The sequence below is a fragment of the Yoonia sp. KMU-150 genome, from assembly GCF_056858355.1.
This window is the reverse complement of sequence record NZ_JBXEQF010000001.1, coordinates 873,928-890,070: the sequence shown is the minus strand read 5'-3', so window position 1 is coordinate 890,070 and position 16,143 is coordinate 873,928. Positions and strand designations below refer to the sequence as shown.

19 protein-coding genes are annotated in these 16,143 nt (G+C 61.6%); 12 read left to right on the top strand and 7 right to left on the bottom strand.

Annotation, left to right across the window (positions count from 1 at the left end):
• Nucleotides 1-107: 107 nt before the first annotated feature.
• The 3 genes from rpmH to yidD are packed head-to-tail and all read left to right on the top strand — an operon-like array spanning nucleotide 108 to nucleotide 899.
• Nucleotides 108-242 (top strand): 50S ribosomal protein L34, encoded by a 135-nt coding sequence (gene rpmH / locus AC04PH_RS04265; protein WP_008231458.1) that lies wholly within the window; start codon nucleotides 108-110, stop codon nucleotides 240-242.
• A 22-nt stretch (nucleotides 243-264) separates the two neighbouring features.
• Nucleotides 265-681 (top strand): ribonuclease P protein component, encoded by a 417-nt coding sequence (rnpA, locus tag AC04PH_RS04260; RefSeq protein ID WP_483064498.1) that lies wholly within the window; start codon nucleotides 265-267, stop codon nucleotides 679-681.
• Nucleotides 678-899 (top strand): membrane protein insertion efficiency factor YidD, encoded by a 222-nt coding sequence (yidD, locus tag AC04PH_RS04255; RefSeq protein WP_483064497.1) that lies wholly within the window; start codon nucleotides 678-680, stop codon nucleotides 897-899. The genes rnpA and yidD overlap by 4 nt, the downstream gene beginning before the upstream one ends.
• Before the next feature lie 12 nt (nucleotides 900-911).
• Here the strand turns inward: yidD and AC04PH_RS04250 are convergent, their stop codons facing one another.
• The 3 genes from AC04PH_RS04250 to AC04PH_RS04240 all read right to left on the bottom strand — a co-directional run bounded on the left by AC04PH_RS04250 (nucleotide 912) and on the right by AC04PH_RS04240 (nucleotide 2,984).
• On the bottom strand, nucleotides 912-1,877 hold the full coding sequence (locus tag AC04PH_RS04250; RefSeq protein ID WP_483064496.1) for an alpha/beta fold hydrolase: 966 nt from the start codon (nucleotides 1,875-1,877) through the stop codon (nucleotides 912-914).
• Nucleotides 1,828-2,370 (bottom strand): DUF3833 domain-containing protein, encoded by a 543-nt coding sequence (locus AC04PH_RS04245; RefSeq protein ID WP_483064495.1) that lies wholly within the window; start codon nucleotides 2,368-2,370, stop codon nucleotides 1,828-1,830. The genes AC04PH_RS04250 and AC04PH_RS04245 overlap by 50 nt, the downstream gene beginning before the upstream one ends.
• Before the next feature lie 182 nt (nucleotides 2,371-2,552).
• On the bottom strand, nucleotides 2,553-2,984 hold the full coding sequence (locus AC04PH_RS04240; RefSeq protein ID WP_483064494.1) for a DUF1353 domain-containing protein: 432 nt from the start codon (nucleotides 2,982-2,984) through the stop codon (nucleotides 2,553-2,555).
• 63 nt (nucleotides 2,985-3,047) lie between these two features.
• Here AC04PH_RS04240 and ttcA point away from each other — a divergent pair, with 63 nt between their 5' ends.
• The 9 genes from ttcA to AC04PH_RS04195 all read left to right on the top strand — a co-directional run bounded on the left by ttcA (nucleotide 3,048) and on the right by AC04PH_RS04195 (nucleotide 11,327).
• Entirely contained in the window at nucleotides 3,048-3,905 is an 858-nt protein-coding gene (gene ttcA / locus AC04PH_RS04235) for a tRNA 2-thiocytidine(32) synthetase TtcA (RefSeq protein WP_483064493.1), read from the top strand.
• Between the two features lie 74 nt (nucleotides 3,906-3,979).
• The gene (locus AC04PH_RS04230; RefSeq protein WP_483064492.1) at nucleotides 3,980-5,341 is read left to right on the top strand and encodes an EAL domain-containing protein; all 1,362 of its coding nucleotides are present in this window, start codon (nucleotides 3,980-3,982) and stop codon (nucleotides 5,339-5,341) included.
• A gap of 120 nt (nucleotides 5,342-5,461) precedes the next feature.
• Nucleotides 5,462-7,315, top strand: coding sequence for a membrane protein insertase YidC (gene yidC / locus AC04PH_RS04225; RefSeq protein ID WP_483064491.1), 1,854 nt, complete (start codon nucleotides 5,462-5,464; stop codon nucleotides 7,313-7,315).
• Entirely contained in the window at nucleotides 7,316-8,071 is a 756-nt protein-coding gene (locus AC04PH_RS04220; protein WP_483064490.1) for an MOSC domain-containing protein, read from the top strand.
• A complete protein-coding gene (gene yihA, locus AC04PH_RS04215) occupies nucleotides 8,071-8,718 on the top strand; it encodes a ribosome biogenesis GTP-binding protein YihA/YsxC (protein ID WP_483064489.1) in 648 nt (215 codons plus the stop codon). The genes AC04PH_RS04220 and yihA overlap by 1 nt, the downstream gene beginning before the upstream one ends.
• On the top strand, nucleotides 8,718-9,602 hold the full coding sequence (gene argB / locus AC04PH_RS04210; RefSeq protein ID WP_483064488.1) for an acetylglutamate kinase: 885 nt from the start codon (nucleotides 8,718-8,720) through the stop codon (nucleotides 9,600-9,602). The genes yihA and argB overlap by 1 nt, the downstream gene beginning before the upstream one ends.
• A gap of 45 nt (nucleotides 9,603-9,647) precedes the next feature.
• Nucleotides 9,648-10,157 (top strand): hypothetical protein, encoded by a 510-nt coding sequence (locus tag AC04PH_RS04205; RefSeq protein ID WP_483064487.1) that lies wholly within the window; start codon nucleotides 9,648-9,650, stop codon nucleotides 10,155-10,157.
• Between the two features lie 37 nt (nucleotides 10,158-10,194).
• Complete coding sequence (locus AC04PH_RS04200; RefSeq protein WP_483064486.1) at nucleotides 10,195-10,827, top strand: ferredoxin; 633 nt, start codon at nucleotides 10,195-10,197, stop codon at nucleotides 10,825-10,827.
• Nucleotides 10,824-11,327: a SixA phosphatase family protein gene (locus AC04PH_RS04195; protein ID WP_483064485.1), complete on the top strand. Its 504-nt coding sequence runs from the start codon at nucleotides 10,824-10,826 to the stop codon at nucleotides 11,325-11,327. Before AC04PH_RS04200 ends, AC04PH_RS04195 begins: the two co-directional genes overlap by 4 nt.
• A 56-nt stretch (nucleotides 11,328-11,383) precedes the next feature.
• Here AC04PH_RS04195 and AC04PH_RS04190 read toward each other — a convergent pair whose 3' ends face one another.
• The 4 genes from AC04PH_RS04190 to AC04PH_RS04175 form a co-directional block, all read right to left on the bottom strand.
• A complete protein-coding gene (locus tag AC04PH_RS04190) occupies nucleotides 11,384-12,175 on the bottom strand; it encodes an amino acid ABC transporter ATP-binding protein (protein ID WP_483064484.1) in 792 nt (263 codons plus the stop codon).
• Between the two features lie 14 nt (nucleotides 12,176-12,189).
• Nucleotides 12,190-13,503, bottom strand: coding sequence for an amino acid ABC transporter permease (locus AC04PH_RS04185; protein ID WP_483064483.1), 1,314 nt, complete (start codon nucleotides 13,501-13,503; stop codon nucleotides 12,190-12,192).
• A 1-nt stretch (nucleotide 13,504) separates the two neighbouring features.
• A complete protein-coding gene (locus AC04PH_RS04180) occupies nucleotides 13,505-14,782 on the bottom strand; it encodes an amino acid ABC transporter permease (protein ID WP_483064482.1) in 1,278 nt (425 codons plus the stop codon).
• A 139-nt stretch (nucleotides 14,783-14,921) separates the two neighbouring features.
• The gene (locus tag AC04PH_RS04175; RefSeq protein WP_483064481.1) at nucleotides 14,922-15,941 is read right to left on the bottom strand and encodes an amino acid ABC transporter substrate-binding protein; all 1,020 of its coding nucleotides are present in this window, start codon (nucleotides 15,939-15,941) and stop codon (nucleotides 14,922-14,924) included.
• Nucleotides 15,942-16,143 lie beyond the last annotated feature (202 nt).

Genomic DNA, 16,143 nt, shown 5'->3' with positions numbered 1-16,143 from the left:
CTCCGTCGCGTTGACAGCCCCAGCCCGCCCCTCTAAAGGACAGGTCTGAATTGTAAGCGGCCTCGAATCCATTTCCATGGGTGCGGCCATCAACCGGAGGACACGCGATGAAGCGCACGTTCCAGCCTTCCAACCGGGTTCGCAAGAACCGCCACGGATTTCGCGCACGCATGGCCACCAAGGCCGGGCGCAAGATCCTGAACAACCGCCGCGCCAAGGGCCGCGCGAAGCTGAGCGCGTAAGCGCACCGGCACGGAAAAGCATTTGAAACCGCCGGTGGTACCCGTGGATGGCGAAGACGCCAAAACCACGGCAGGGCCACCGGCGGTTTCCGTTTGTTCGAAACCCGTAATGCTGACGAAACGTGCGGATTTCCTGCGCGCCTCCCACGCACGGCGGCAGGGCACGCCTGGTATCCATCTACAGGCGCGCAAACGCAGTGCGGATGAACCTGCCACCGGCATTCGTGTCGGTTTTACATGCTCCAAGAAGGTCGGTAACGCCGTCGCCCGCAACCGTGCCAAGCGCCGGCTGCGCGAGACCGCGCGCCTGGTACTGCCCACGCATGGCCGTGACGGCTGGGACTACGTGCTGGTCGGGCGCAAAGACACGACGGCGACGCTGCCCTTCGACCGCCTGCAGGCCGATCTGATCCGCGCGTTGGCCAAGGTCCACACATGACCCCGCTCGCTTACATCGCCGCCCTGCCCGTCCGCGCCTATCGTCTGTTGTTTTCGCCATGGGTCGGACATGGCTGTCGCTATCAACCGACCTGTTCGGCCTACGCGCTGGAAGCGCTGCAAAAGCATGGCGGCATCAAGGGCACATGGCTCACGATCCGGCGCATCGGCCGCTGCCATCCCTGGGGTGGTGCCGGCATCGACAACGTGCCAGACTGACATTCACCTGATCTAAGTCAGATGCGCGGCGAGCACCCGATGGAACTCCGCCTCCCTGAAATAGAAACTGTGACTGTGCGGCCAGTCGAGCGTCCCAGCATAACGGGTCGCGTAATAGTGTGTCCAGTCAACCCCGGCCATTTTCGCGACCGTCGGCGACGGCAGCCCTTCGCGCCCAAGCCTTTGCCGTCTGTCATGATACAGGTCCTCGGAAATATGCAGAACCTGATCCATTTCCGAATGAAACACCGCACATCGCCCGGCGAGTTTATAGACGGATTCAGCAAACCAGTGGCCGGGCGCGGCCCAATCGCGATCGATATCGGGCGCCACCAGCACCACGTTGCGCAAGCTGTTGCGCAACCGCGTCCCAAACGCCGCCCCTACGGCCCGGTGCAGGGCCTTGGCCAGCAAATATCCACCCATCGAATGGGTGACGATATGCAGCTTTGCCGTCGGACGCGCCGTGAGCACGGCGGATACGCAGGCCTCCAACAGGAACGTCGCGGCGATCGCGGCATCCTTGCGATCCGCCTGATAGTTGAACAGCCGCCCGTCCGTCGCCCAGTCACAGGCCACGACGGCACCCTTGTATCCCTTGCCAGTCAGCCCGCGCCTGAGGTTGACGACCTCGTTCAGGAAACTGTTCTGCGGCACGCGAAACCCGTGTAGAACCAGCAGAATATCTCCGGTGACGCTTTGTGATACGACCTCTCGCGCCCACTTCTTGGGGTCCACGATATCTGCGGCGCTCATCTTCTGGTGCGGCTTGGTGACGCGCACGAACGTCGCTGCCCGCGCGGATTCATGGGTGAAATGAATGCCGTCGTCGGCAAGTTTGCGGGCGGAACAAATATACTCCATCAAAATACCTCTCTTTGAAATAAGAGAAGCGTATCGATCGATGCGTGAAAATCCAGTCCGGCGTTCAATCCAGCTTTTCGAACGAAATGCTGACGTCGCCGATCGTGAACCCATATCGCATGACATAGGCGCGGTTGAAGAGCCGGTCTTCGGTCAGCAGCCACATCCAGTCGTCGAACGTCACGCGCAGCGTTTCCGACGTGCCGTCCGCAGAAGGCACCGGCAGGTCGATCTCGTATTGCCAGTTGAAGCGATTGTCCTGTTCCTGACCGACAGCCTGCCCGATTACGCCCGGCGCCGTACCTGTCCAGCTGTCGGGTCCGGTCTTTTGCAAGGTCCATATACGCTGTTCGGTCGATCCGTCCTCATAATCGAAATCCTCGACCAGGGTCAGCGTCTCGCCATCCCAATCACCGCGAATGTTCACGACGAAACTGCGGCGTACCGTGCCCAATACATCCTGAAACTGGCCATAGGCCACCAGTTCGCCGTCAAAGAATTCTTCGAGGTTCAGCTTGCGGTCGGGGTCGAGCGACGCGTCCTCGAAAGACGGCCTGCCGGAACAGGCGGCGAGCAGAGCAAAGGCACATAGGACGAGACAGCGCATGGGACACCTTTCGTGGATCAGATCAAAGGTAGGTCGCTCCGGCCCTCGGGCAAACGCCCGCCGGTGGCGTAAAGCTGCGTGGCGATGGCCGGATCGTGCAGGTCGACATAGCGCGCGTCCGACCGTCGCGCATAGGCGGGCCTGCCGAATAGGCGCAGCGCGCCATAGATCGCCCAGCGCCGCTAAACGCTCACCTTCGCCTTTTCCATCGCGATCCGCATGATCCGGTCTGCGAACAGACGGTCCGCTGCCCGCACTTCCCGGCCCGCAATATCCTGCCACGCCAGATACAGATAGTCATGCACGATGGCCGCCTCCAGCCACGGCCCGACCCGCCCGACCAAAAAGCGAAATCCCAGCGGAACACTGGTCAGGTCGGTTATCATCCCCGCGGGCACGACGATGGGGTGCCATACCCCGCTGCCGTCGCACCAACTGACCTGATAGGGTTGACCGGTCAGGTAGTCCGCATCGTCACCGCTGCGCAGTTCCGGCGCGTCTTTCAGGCGCAGCAGAACGAGTGCCGTATCGTAGCGAAAGCTGACGACACGGCGGCTGCCATGCGGATACGGGTCGGCACCGGGCGCGTGTTGCGGTGTGGAATGACACTGCATCGGGGGCCTTCCATGTTCTGAAACCCCTTGGCTGCGACGATGCCACGGTTTAGGGCTGGCGATATGCTGGACCATGATACCGAAATTCACCCACTTTTCCACGGTGCGCCCAAAACCACCGAATTCAAGAAGCTGCGCAAGCGGATCGTGGCGAACGTGCGCGAAGCAGTCGAGCAATATGGCATGATCGAACGCGACGCGCGCGATCCCGACACACCGCCGGTGCGATGGCTGGTTTGCCTGTCGGGCGGCAAGGACAGCTATACCCTGCTTGCCGTGCTATACGAGTTGAAATGGCGCGGTCTACTGCCGGTGGACCTACTGGCCTGCAATCTGGATCAGGGGCAACCGGGTTTTCCCGCGACAGTGCTACCGAAATTTTTGTCGGATATGGGCGTGCCGCACCGGATCGAATATCAGGACACCTATTCTATCGTGATGGACAAGGTACCCGCAGGGCGGACGTTCTGTGCGCTCTGCTCGCGGTTAAGGCGCGGCAACCTCTACCGGATCGCGCGCGAGGAAGGCTGCTCTGCCGTGGTGCTGGGCCATCACCGCGACGATATTCTCGAAACCTTTTTCATGAACCTGTTTCACGGCGGCCGCCTCGCGACGATGCCGCCGAAACTGGTGAATGAAGAGGGCGACCTGTTCCTCTACCGTCCGCTCGCCCACGTCGCCGAGGCCGATTGCGAAAAATTCGCCAGCGCCATGCAATATCCGATCATCCCCTGCGACCTCTGCGGCTCTCAGGATGGGCTGCAACGCCAGCAGGTCAAACAAATCCTCGACGGCTGGGAAAAGAACAGCCCGGGTCGCCGACAGGTCATGTTTCGCGCGCTGATGAACGCGCGACCGTCGCACCTGCTTGACCCCAAACTTTTTGATTTCGCGGGTCTGTCTCTTCCGTCTCAACCTTAACGGATCGGTTACCTCAATCGCGCTAGGGTCCGGCATCGGGCGTCATGGCGGGGCCTGCATGGTGGAGGATGCCGATGCTGGCTTTGTTGAGTTCTCTTTTGCGGGGCGTCACGCGACGCAGGCGGCGCGCAGACCATGCACGACTACTTCGCCTGCTTGACGCAAACTGCGCCAAGGCCGCGCGCAACCGCGCGGACGCCACGCTGATCGCGGTCCATATCGACGATACGGTGCCGCAGGACCCCGCACAAACGGAAGGCGGTGACACCGGGTTTTGCCGCGCACTTGTGAAAGGACTGACACGCAGAACCCAAGGCACCATGCAGGTCATTGCCCTGGGCGAGCGCCGGTATGCGATCCTGCCCGACGCACGGTGCCTGTGGGGCGATCACGCGCTCTGTGAACTGGCGACACAGGTGCAGCTCCTCGCGCTCGATCAACTCGCCGTCTCCGGGCATGGGTCAGCCTCCTCGATCACGGTTGCATATGCACGCGCCATGGACCTTCCGGAACCGGGGGGCGAGGCGCTCTGGTGCGCAACCCGCGCCGCGCTGGACGAGGCAGGTCGCGCCGGTGTCAACTGCGTTCTCGGGTATACGCCGGAAATGCAGCACCAACTGGCGCTTCGAACCAACCTGGCGAATGACGTGCGCCCGGCCCTCGCCTCCGGCGCGATCCATGCGATGTTCCAGCCGCAGATCGACATTCAGAATAACTGTATCGTCGGGTTCGAGGCGCTGGCGCGCTGGCAACACCCGACCCACGGCATGATCGCGCCCGCGGATTTCCTGCCGGTCGTGGCTGACGGGGGCATGATGCGCGAATTCGGGCTGGCGATGCTGCGCGCCGCACTGCGCGCGCTCAAGAACTGGGACGATGCGGGCTACAGGGTGCCGACCGTCTCTATCAACATGTCCGCGGACGAATTGCGCGATCCGCACCTGATCGACGCGGTCTGCCTCGAACTCGACGCTTTCGACATGCTCCCGGACCGGCTTGTCATCGAAGTTCTTGAAACGGTGGTGGCGGAGGGCGGCGACGACCTATTGCTCCGCAACATCCGTGCCCTGGCCGAAATGGGATGCGCCATCGACCTTGACGATTTCGGCACCGGGCGGGCCTCGATCACGACGATCCGCCAGTTCGGCGTCAACCGCATCAAGATCGACCGTTCGTTCGTGCGTCACGTGGACAGCGACCCCGATCAACAGGACATGATCATCGCAATGCTCACCATGACCGACCGCCTCCGGGTTCGCGCCCTGGCCGAAGGCGTTGAAACCACGGCCGAACTCGACTTCATCGCGCGCACGGCCTGCCGTCTCGTGCAGGGCTACGCGGTATCGCACCCGATGCAGGTCGCCGACGTGGGTCCGTGGATACGTAACAGGCTGTTGGCCGGCGCACGGCACGCACCGCACCGGTATCTTCAATAACCCGCGAACCGGCGTGGCACAGTGTCGTCAAACCCGGCAAATCAGGCAAAAGAGCTTGACCTTTCGGCCCCCGACAGGTTGAACCACCCTGATCTTTCACCTGTCATGGGCGGCACGAAAATGGACGAGCAGAACAAGAATCTGATCCTGGCGACGGTTCTCAGTTTCCTGGTCATAATGGTCTGGTTCTGGATGTTCCCGCCCGAAGACCCGACCCTGACCGATCTGCCCCCGCAGGCGACGCAGACCCAGGGCGATGCGACCACGCCCAGCGCCGGTACCGATGCGTCCACGCCCGACCTGCCCGCGACCGCGCAGGAGGCAGTCTCCGACGCGCCCCGGATCGCCATCGAAACACCGAACCTCTCGGGCTCGCTGTCGCTGCAAGGCGGGCGGATCGACGATCTGGCACTGACACAATACCGTGAAACGCTCGACCCGGGCGCCGACACCGTTCACCTGCTCAATCCTGTTGGTGGTCCGAATGCCTATTTTGCCCTGTTTGGCTGGGCGCCCGCCGACGGGCTGACTGCCGATCAGGTTCCCGGCCCCGATACGCTGTGGTCCGTCGAAAGCGGCGAGACGCTGACGCCCGACACCCCCGTGACATTGGTGTGGGACAACGGTGCGGGTCAGATTTTTCGCACCGAAATCTCGGTCGACGATGACTTCATGTTCGATTTCGCTCAAAGCGTCGAGAACACCAGCGGCGACAACATCGCCCTGCGCCCCTATGGCCTGATCCGCCGCCACGGGGAACCTGCTGATCTCAAGAACTTTTTCATCCTGCACGAAGGTCTGGTGCGGTTTGTGGACAACGAACTGGCCGAAGTGGATTACGACGACATCGTCGACTATGACGTCGACCCAGCCGAGCGGACCCGCGCAGACCGTGTGGAAGCCACCGAAAACGGCTGGATCGGTTATACCGATCACTACTGGATGACGACGCTGATCCCCGAACAGGGCAGGCCGTTCCGCGCCACCTCCAAGTATTTCGAGACCCGCGATCTTTATCAGGCCGAGGCCGTGATGCCGCTCGAAACCGTCGCGGCGGGGGACAGCGCGACCGTGACGACCCAGCTCTTTGCCGGTGCCAAGGAATGGGACGCGATCCGCACATACGAGAACGACGAAGGCGTCACCGGGTTTCTCGACAGCATCGACTGGGGCTGGTTCTTTTTCCTGACCAAACCGATCTTCTGGCTGCTGCACACGCTGAACGTCTATATCGGCAACATGGGCTGGTCGATTGTCGTGCTGACCCTGATCATCAAGGCGATGGTGCTGCCGCTGGCGTTCAAATCCTTCGTGTCCATGGCCAAGATGAAAGAGCTTCAACCCGAGATGGAGGCGCTCAAGGAGCGCACCGGAGACGACAAGCAGGCGATGCAGCAGGGCATGATGAAGCTCTACAAGGACAACAAGGTCAATCCGGCCTCAGGTTGTTTGCCGATCCTGCTGCAGATCCCGATCTTCTTTTCGCTCTACAAGGTGATCTTCGTCACTATCGAACTGCGCCATGCGCCGTGGATCGGATGGATCAAGGATCTGTCCGCCCCGGATCCATCGTCGATCTTCAACTTCTTCGGGCTGCTGCCCTGGGCCGCACCCGAACCCGGAAGCATCCTCGCCCTGCTGTTCATCGGCCTCATGCCCATCGCATTGGGCATTTCGATGTGGCTCCAGCAAAAGCTGAACCAGACGCCGACAGACCCGACGCAGCGCATGATCTTCGCCTGGATGCCATGGGTGTTCATGTTCATGCTCGGCTCTTTCGCCAGCGGTCTGGTGCTCTACTGGATCGCCAACAACATGATCACCTTCGCGCAACAGTACCTGATCATGCGCAGCCACGGGTCCAAGCCAGATGTCTTCGGCAACATCAAGGCCAGCTTCAAAAAGGACCCGAAACCGGCGAACACCCCTGACAAACCCAAGGCGAAGTCAAAGCCAAAGGCCGGGGGCAAATAGATGGCGACCGTCGCGCAAATCTGGCGACACCCGATCAAGAGCTATGGGCGCGAGAAGATCGCGCAGGTGCATCTGACCGCAGGGCGGACAATGCCGTGGGATCGCGTTTTTGCCGTGACGCATGACCGCACGAAATTCAGTGCCGCAGCACCAGAGTGGGTCAGTTGCCGCAACTTCATGATCGGGGTCGTGTCCCCCGCGCTCGCGGGCATCTGGGCGCGTGTGGACGAGGCGGCGGGCACGATCACGCTGCGCCACCACGACCTCACCGACATCACCTTCGATCCGCTGGAACCGGCCGACGTGACACGCTTTCTGCATTGGGTCGCTCCGCTCACCGCGACGCAAAGCGTGCAACCCACGGCCCTTGTCAGCGCACCGGAACGCGGCATGACCGATACCGATTTCCCGTCGATCTCGATCATGAATCTGGCAAGCCATCAGGCCGTGGCCGACCGGCTCGGCGGCACGCTGGAGCTTGAACGCTGGCGCGGGAACATCTGGCTCGACGATCTGCCGGCCTGGGGCGAACATGACTGGGTCGGCAAGACCGTCAAGATCGGTACAGCAACGCTGTCGATCCGCGAACGGGCGGAGCGGTGCAAGCACACGATGGCAAACCCTGTGACCGGACAGCGTGACCGCGATACGCTGGGTGCGCTCCGCGCCGGGTGGGATCATCAGGATTTCGGCCTTTACGCCGAAGTCCTGACCGACGGCGATATCACCGTCGGCGACCGCTGCGAGGTCTTGTGATGCAACTGCCCTTTCCGGAAGTCGAAACACCCGACGACGCCAGCCTTGAAAAGGGCCGCAAGTTGTTCGCAGGCGAAACGACGTTTCTCAAAGGTGTGGTCGCGATGGACGGCCTGCCCCCTGCCGACCGGGCCGAAGTCTGCTTTGCCGGGCGCTCCAACGTCGGAAAGTCGTCGCTGATCAATGCGCTGACCGGGCGCAAGGGCCTTGCACGGGCCTCCAACACGCCGGGCCGCACACAGGAAATCAACTACTTCACCGCAGGCGATATCTACGTCGTCGACCTGCCCGGCTATGGTTTTGCAAATGCGCCCGTGCCTGTCGTGGAAAAATGGCAACGCCTGCTCAAGAACTACCTGTCCGGGCGTGCGAACCTGCGCCGCGTGTTCGTCCTGATCGACGCGCGGCATGGGGCCAAGGCCGTGGATGAGGAGATCATGACCCTGCTCGACCGCTCTGCCGTGACATTTCAGGCGGTCATGACCAAGGTCGACAAGCTGCGCGGCGACGCGCTCTCCAAATCGCTGGACATGACCCGCGCCGCCCTGGCCAAACACCCCGCCGCTTTTCCCGAACTGGTCCTGACCTCTTCCGAAAAGGGCGAGGGGATCGCCACCCTACGCGCCATCATTGCGGGGATAGACTGATGAGGACCCAAGACATGACACGCGACTGGATCGGCACCGCAAAGACGCTTTCGCAGGCCCTGCCCTATCTGCAACGCTACGCCGGGGCCGTCGTCGTCGTGAAATTCGGCGGCAATGCCATGGGCGATCAGGATGCCATGGCCGAATTCGCGCGCGATATCGTGCTGATGAAACAGGTCGGCCTGAACCCGGTCGTCGTGCACGGCGGCGGCCCGATGATCAACGAGATGCTGGGCAAGCTGGGTATCAAATCCGAATTTGTGCGCGGCAAGCGGGTCACCGATCAGGCCACTGTCGAAGTCGTCGAAATGGTGCTGACGGGCCTTGTGAACAAGCGCATCGTGCAAGCGATCATGGATGAAGGCGGCCGCGCGGTCGGCCTGTCGGGTAAAGACGACGACCTGATGGTCGCACAGGCCGACGACCCGGAACTGGGCTTCGTGGGTCGCCCGATCGAGATGAACGTGCAGGTGCTGCGCGATCTTTATGGTGCGGGAATCATTCCCGTGGTGGCCCCCGTGGCCACCGGCATGGACCCGGCCGAAACATTCAACGTCAATGGCGACACCGCCGCAGGTGCTATAGCGGGGGCGCTCAAGGCAGACCGCCTGCTCCTTCTGACCGACGTGCCCGGCGTCAAAGGCGCGGATGGTCAGGTCGTCACCCAGCTTACACCCGAAACCGTGCGCCAAATGACCGATGACGGCATCATCGCGGGCGGCATGATCCCCAAGACCGAAACTGCGTTGAAGGCGATCGAGGATGGCGTGCGCGCTGTGGTCATCCTGGACGGGCGCATCCCCAACGCATGTCTGATCGAGCTTTTCACCGAATACGGTGCCGGCACCCTGATCCGGCGCGAAAAACCGACGGAAGCATCCTGACCGGAAACGTGCTATCATGGTCCTTTGGCAAAAAGGGATCATAGGATGCGCAAGGTATTTCAGATCACGGCCCTGCTCGGCAGCCTTTCGGCGACGCCTGCACTCTCGGCCGTCGACCCCTGCATGGTCGGCACATGGTGGGCCGACATCAGCGACATCGCCGACCTCATGACGATGCAGACGGGCCAGACCGCAACACCACTCGGCGGCGACGCGCGTATGGACATCTCCGCCAGCGGCGCGATGCGGATCACCGTACGTGACTTGCAAATCCGCATGGCCTTGCCGAATGTCCCACCCACGACGGTCACCGTGAACGGTTACAGCAGTGGGCACGTCGATGGCGACGGCGCCGTCTTTCTCATGTCGGTCGGCGACTACAATCTGGTCGGCTCGGCGGATCTCGGCGGTCAGGTGATGTCCATTCCCTTCACCTCGGCGTCGGGCATGTTCGGTGGCAGCGCCGGAGGCTACTGGTGCAATTCCAGAGAACTGATCTTCGAGACCGATCCCAGTGCCCCGCCGCGGATGGCGCGGACCTGGCAGCGCGGATAGCGTTGCGCCGCCCGTCATGCCGGTTACTGTGACCTGCATGACGACGGAAGATCTGACCCTTGCCCTGCGTTCACACAGGCTGTGCCTTCTCGGTACCTGCCCGACCGTGGCGGACGATGGTCTGCCGCACGACGGAACGCTGCACCTGATCGGCCCGGAAGAGCCGCAGTTCTGGCCGATCTTCACCGAAAGCGCGGAATACCGCGACGGCGCGGGCGACCCCATGGACCGATGGTCGCGCCGCGTACTGGGGCAAGTGGCGGCTGACATGGGCGGCACGGCGTTTTTCCCGTTCGGCGGCCCGCCCTACCATCCATTTTTCACCTGGGCGCAGCGCAGCGGTCGTTTCTGGCCATCGCCCATCCATTTTCTCGTGCATGATACCGCCGGACTGTTTGTATCCTTTCGCGGTGCGATCCTGCTCCCGAACAAGAACGCCCCTGCGCCAGGCACCAAACCCTGCATCACATGCGCAGCCCCCTGCGCGAAAGCCTGTCCCGTCGATGCATTCGCAAACGGCTATGACGTCGCCGCATGCAAGGCGTTTCTGTCATCGCCCACAGGAACCGATTGCATGACCAAAGGCTGCGCCGCACGCCGCGCCTGCCCGGTCAGTCAGGGCAACCGCCTGCCCGCGCAGGCCGCTTTTCATATGGAGGCCTTCCTGTGACCACCCGCCGTCTGATCCTGATCCGACACGCGAAATCCGGCTGGGACGATCCGTTCGCCGACGATCACGAACGCAAGCTCACCGAAAGGGGGCACACCGCATCACGCGCCATCGGCGACTGGCTCTTGCAGCATGCCTATCTGCCCGATCTGATCCTGAGTTCGGATGCCACGCGCACCGTGCAAACCACCGAAGGTGTGATCGCAGGCCTCGGCACCACACCGGCCACCCGCTTCGTGCCGAAGCTATACCACCCCTCGCCCGATACCATTTGTGACGTGGCACAGGCTCATAGCGCCGCCACAATCGCCATCGTCAGCCACAATCCCGGCACGGCCATGTGCGCGGCTGGTCTGGTCCGCAAGCGCCCGTCGCATCGTCGCTTTTCCGACTATCCCACATGCGCGACGACTGTGATCGACTTTGCCAAAAGTGAATACGCCAGACCGGGCAAGGGAACCTGTGTCGATTTCGTCGTGCCGCGTGATCTGACCGACTGAACGCAAACGGGCCGCACACTTGTGCAGCCCGTTCATCACATCCGTTCCGCTTTGGCTCAGTGCCCCAGAATCTGGCTCAGGAACAGCTTGGTCCGATCCGACTGCGGGTTGTTGAAGAACGCTTCCGGCTCGTTCTGCTCCACGATCTGGCCCTGGTCCATAAAGATCACGCGGTTGGCGACCTGACGGGCAAAGCCCATCTCGTGGGTCACACACAGCATGGTCATGCCCTCTTCGGCCAGTTCGATCATGGTATCGAGCACCTCTTTGATCATCTCGGGGTCCAGCGCCGATGTCGGCTCGTCGAACAGCATGATGCGCGGGCGCATGCAAAGGCTGCGGGCGATGGCGACACGTTGCTGCTGCCCACCGGACAGCTGACCGGGGTATTTGTCGGCCTGCTCGGGGATCTTCACCTTTTCTAGGAAATGCATCGCGGTTTCGATGGCTTCCTTCTTGGGCGTCTTGCGCACCCAGATCGGGGCCAGCGTGCAGTTCTCAAGGATCGTCAGGTGTGGAAAGAGGTTGAAGTGCTGAAAGCACATGCCCACCTCGGACCGGATCTTGTCGATGTTCTTGAGGTCGGACGACAACTCGGTCCCATCCACCAGAATTGTCCCCTGCTGATGCTCTTCCAACCGGTTGATGCAACGGATCAGCGTCGATTTGCCCGAGCCGGACGGCCCGCAGATCACGATCCGCTCGCCACGGTTCACCGTCAGGTTGATGTCGCGCAGCACGTGGAATGTCCCGTACCACTTGTTCATGTTGCTAATCGAAATCGCCACCTCGTCAGAGACTTGCATCTGGCTGCGGTCGATTGTGCGGTCGGTTGCTGTATCGGACATATCACATGCCTCCCTTAACGATTTTCACGCTGGAGTTTGCGCTCCAGGTAGAGTGAGTAGCGGCCCATGGAGTAGCAGAAGATGAAGAACATCAGGCCGATGAAGATGAAAAGCTCCCAGTAGATGCCGTTCCAGTCGGTGCTGGCGCGGATCGCGGAGGCGATGCCAAGCGGGTCGAACAGGCCGATGAAGACCACTAGGGTGGTGTCCTTGAACAGGCCGATAAAGGTGTTCACGATCCCCGGAATGGAAATCTTGAGCGCCTGCGGCAGCACGATCAGACGCATCGACTGCCAGTAGTTCAGGCCCAGACTGTCGGCCCCTTCGTATTGCCCCTTCGGCAGGGCGGCGAGGCCACCACGGATCACCTCGGCGATGTAGGCGGCCGAAAACAGCGTCACCATGATAATTACACGCAGCGTCAGGTCAAAGTTCGTGCCGGGCGGCAGGAAGTAGTTGAGCAAAAGCTGCGCGGTAAACAGCCACACGATCAGTGGCACGCCACGGATCACCTCGATAAACACGACCGCCGAAGTCTTGATGATGAACAGGTCTGACTGACGCGCCAGCGCCAGCAGGATGCCCAGCGGCAGCGAAAGGATGATCGCCGACAGGCCGATCACCACCGACAGCATGAAGCCACCGAATGCTCGGCTTTCCACGAATTCGATCCGCAGGGGAATGGCGCTGTTCAGTTCCGCCGACAGCGTTCCTGCAAACAGCAGCCAATACAGGATCGGCACGACGATAGCGGCGATAATCCCGGCCAGTGGACTCATCGGGGTGACGAAGCGGAACACCAGATACCCCAGACCAAAGCCGAGTGCGACGGCGATAGGCAGCCAGACCGATCCGCCCCATAGCAGCCAGAAGCAGACGAACGGGGCCGCCAGCGTCACCGCCAGCATGGCACGCGGAATGGACGGAAACAGTACCGGTGTCAGCCCGACGAGGAAAATCACCAGCGCCAGAACCGGCCGCCAGTACAGCTCGCTCGGGTAGTAACCGAACAACAGCTGATGCCAACGGTCGCCTAGCACGGCCCAACAGGCCACCGACGCGTCCTCGCCCATCGTTTCGTCGCGGATCGCACGGCAATCGGACAGCGAGTTCGCATCCCAGATACCGCCCAGCATCCAGGGACCGACGTGGATCAGGACCCAGTAGATCACATAGATGGACACAAGCGTCAGGATGATGTTCAGCGGCGAGGAAAACAGGTTCTCCCGCCCCCAACGCACCAGCCCGATCTGCGAAATCGGCGGCTCCGATTCAGGCAACATCGTCTCGCGCACATATGGCACGGTTTGTGCATGTGTATCGCTCATATCAACGCTCCCTCAGCTGTGTGCGGTTGTTGTAGTAGTTCATCACCGACGAAATCAGCAGCGACAGCACCAGATAGAACAGCCCCAGAAGGAGCATTCCCTCCAACTCGCGGCCGGTCTGGTTGATGGTGATGCCGCCCAAGGTGGCGCGCACGTCCATGTATCCCACGGCAATCGCCAGCGAGGAGTTCTTGGTCAGGTTCAGGTACTGCGAGATCAGCGGCGGCACGATGACGCGCATCGCCTGCGGCAGGATCACCAGCCGCATGGTGCGGTTCGGTTTGATGCCCAGCGCGGACGCGGCCTCTGTCTGGCCCTTGGAAACGGCCAGAATACCCGCCCGCACCACCTCTGCGATAAACGCCCCGGTATAAAGCGACAGTGCCAGCCACAGCGCGATCAGCGAGTTACGCAAATGCACCCCGTCGGAAAAGTTGAACCCCTTGAGATAGGGCTTCACGATCGTGGCCCCCAGAAAGAACAAGACGAGCGCAACAGGGATGAAAAACACCGCCAGATTGGTCCATAAAGTCTTCGGTCGCACGCCCGTCGCTTCCTGTATCCGCGTGGCACGGGCGTTCAGGAACCGGATGACGATAATGCTGATCGCCAGCGTGCCCAGGATAAGCAACCAGTCGATGCCGCCGGACGACACCGGTGTCAGCCCCTCTTCCGCCGCGACGGCCTCGTTGCCACTCAGCGAATTGGTGAAGCCGATCCGCGGGATATAGGTGCCCCGGTTGGTGATCGCGACGCTGTCGCCCAAGATCATGCTGGCGGCAGGATCCTCGCCGCGAAATTCGTTGGGCCGCGGTGTCGATTCCGTCACCACCGCGAAGATCAGGATGATCCACAGCAGCAGCGGCACGTTGCGGAAGCCCTCGACGTAGGCCGCCATCAGCTTGTTGACGACCCAGTTCTTCGACAACCGCAGCACACCCGCGATGACGCCGATGATGGTCGCGGTGACACAGCCCAGAAACGCGACGAGCAGCGTGTTGAGAATACCGACGATCGCCGCGCGCCCATGGCTCATCTGGTTGTTGTAGTCGATCAGCATCTGGTTGATGTCGTAACCGGCAGAAGAACTGAGGAACCCGAAATCGAAATCCTTGCCCAGCGCGTTCAGGTTGCTGATGGTGTTGTCGACCAGCCACCAGAGGCCGGCCATGATCAGCACCAGTGCGACGACCTGAATCGTGATCGAGCGGTATCGCGTATCGTAGATAAGCTGGCTGGGCCGAAACGCTGGTTTCGGCGCGTCAGTGAGCGTTGACATATATCTCTCCCGTGGCACTCGTTTTCTTGGTCGTCACCAGCCCGGTTTTCCGGTGTCACGGCGACGCGATGTGCGCGTTTATTCTTGGGTCGTCATAGCAAAAGGCCCGGGGTGATCCCCGGGCCTTCGCCGTCAGGTCTTAGCGGAAAGGAGGCGAATAGATCAGGCCACCTTCGGTCCACATCGCGTTCAGGCCACGGGCCAGACCGATGGGTGTGCTTTCCCCGATGTTCTTTTCGAAGATCTCACCGTAGTTGCCGTTCGCCATGATGGCGCGCGCGGCCCAGTCGGCGTCGAGACCGATCATCGCGCCCAGTTCACCTTCGGTGCCCAGCAGACGGTTGATCTCCGGGTTGTTACCAGGGGCAGCGGACAGTTCACCGATGTTTGCAGATGTCACGCCCAGCTCTTCGGCAGAGATCAGCGCGTTCAGCGTCCAGCGGGCAATGTCGCCCCACTCGTTGTCGCCATGACGGACCAGCGGGCCCAGTGGCTCCTTGGAGATGATCTCGGGCAGCAGGACATGGTCACCAGGTGCTTCGAAGGTCGCGCGTGTCGCGGCCAGACCGGATGCATCCGTGGTGTACACGTCGCAGGCACCGGCCAGATACTGCTGCTGGGCTTCCGCGTTCGTCTCGATCGGCACAGGCTCGTACGAGATATTGTTGGAGCGGAAGAAGTCGGCAAGGTTCAGCTCGGTCGTGGTGCCGGTCTGGATGCAGACGGTAGCGCCGTCCAGATCCTTGGCGGATGTCACGCCAAGCGCCTTCGGCACCATGAAGCCCTGACCGTCGTAGTAGTTGACGCCGACAAATTCGAACTTGAGGTCGGTGTCGCGCGAGAAGGTCCAAGTCGTGTTACGAGCCAGCAGGTCGATCTCGCCCGAGGCCAGCGCGGTAAAGCGTGTCTGACCGGTCGTCGGAACAAATTCGACAGCCTGCGCATCGCCAAGAACGGCAGCAGCGACAGCGCGGCAGACAGCGACGTCAAAGCCGGTCCACTCGCCATTCGCGTCGGGTGCGGCAAAGCCGACCAGACCGGTCGTCACGCCACAGTTCAGCGTGCCACGTGCCTTGACATCGTCAAGTGTGGCAGCCGAAGCAGCGGCAGCAGACAGACCAGCAACGGTCAGCGCGCCGAGAAATACGGATTTTTTCATTTTTACCTCTTCCTGAGTTTCCACCGGAGTGATTGGCGGATTTTTTCACCCCCTGAAGGGGCGTTTACGAATTGTAAGGGGTTTGCCCCCCTGACGCGGGCAGAGTGTGCGAATTCGCGGCAAGAGGTCAAGGGCAACAGTCGGGAATCAACCCTGAAAACAAGGGTATTTTCCCTTGCAATCGTCAACCGCGGGTGATTCG

Excerpts from the sequence above, each read along its gene's own strand:
- rpmH (WP_008231458.1), top strand. The coding sequence starts at position 108 with ATGAAGCGCACGTTCCAGCCTTCCAACCGGGTTCGCAAGAACCGCCAC.
- yidD (WP_483064497.1), top strand. The coding sequence starts at position 678 with ATGACCCCGCTCGCTTACATCGCCGCCCTGCCCGTCCGCGCCTATCGT.
- AC04PH_RS04250 (WP_483064496.1), bottom strand. The coding sequence starts at position 1,877 with ATGGGTTCACGATCGGCGACGTCAGCATTTCGTTCGAAAAGCTGGATT.
- AC04PH_RS04245 (WP_483064495.1), bottom strand. The coding sequence starts at position 2,370 with ATGCGCTGTCTCGTCCTATGTGCCTTTGCTCTGCTCGCCGCCTGTTCC.
- AC04PH_RS04240 (WP_483064494.1), bottom strand. The coding sequence starts at position 2,984 with ATGCAGTGTCATTCCACACCGCAACACGCGCCCGGTGCCGACCCGTAT.
- ttcA (WP_483064493.1), top strand. The coding sequence starts at position 3,048 with ATGCTGGACCATGATACCGAAATTCACCCACTTTTCCACGGTGCGCCC.
- AC04PH_RS04230 (WP_483064492.1), top strand. The coding sequence starts at position 3,980 with ATGCTGGCTTTGTTGAGTTCTCTTTTGCGGGGCGTCACGCGACGCAGG.
- yidC (WP_483064491.1), top strand. The coding sequence starts at position 5,462 with ATGGACGAGCAGAACAAGAATCTGATCCTGGCGACGGTTCTCAGTTTC.
- AC04PH_RS04220 (WP_483064490.1), top strand. The coding sequence starts at position 7,316 with ATGGCGACCGTCGCGCAAATCTGGCGACACCCGATCAAGAGCTATGGG.
- yihA (WP_483064489.1), top strand. The coding sequence starts at position 8,071 with ATGCAACTGCCCTTTCCGGAAGTCGAAACACCCGACGACGCCAGCCTT.
- argB (WP_483064488.1), top strand. The coding sequence starts at position 8,718 with ATGAGGACCCAAGACATGACACGCGACTGGATCGGCACCGCAAAGACG.
- AC04PH_RS04205 (WP_483064487.1), top strand. The coding sequence starts at position 9,648 with ATGCGCAAGGTATTTCAGATCACGGCCCTGCTCGGCAGCCTTTCGGCG.
- AC04PH_RS04200 (WP_483064486.1), top strand. The coding sequence starts at position 10,195 with ATGACGACGGAAGATCTGACCCTTGCCCTGCGTTCACACAGGCTGTGC.
- AC04PH_RS04190 (WP_483064484.1), bottom strand. The coding sequence starts at position 12,175 with ATGTCCGATACAGCAACCGACCGCACAATCGACCGCAGCCAGATGCAA.
- AC04PH_RS04185 (WP_483064483.1), bottom strand. The coding sequence starts at position 13,503 with ATGAGCGATACACATGCACAAACCGTGCCATATGTGCGCGAGACGATG.
- AC04PH_RS04180 (WP_483064482.1), bottom strand. The coding sequence starts at position 14,782 with ATGTCAACGCTCACTGACGCGCCGAAACCAGCGTTTCGGCCCAGCCAG.
- AC04PH_RS04175 (WP_483064481.1), bottom strand. The coding sequence starts at position 15,941 with ATGAAAAAATCCGTATTTCTCGGCGCGCTGACCGTTGCTGGTCTGTCT.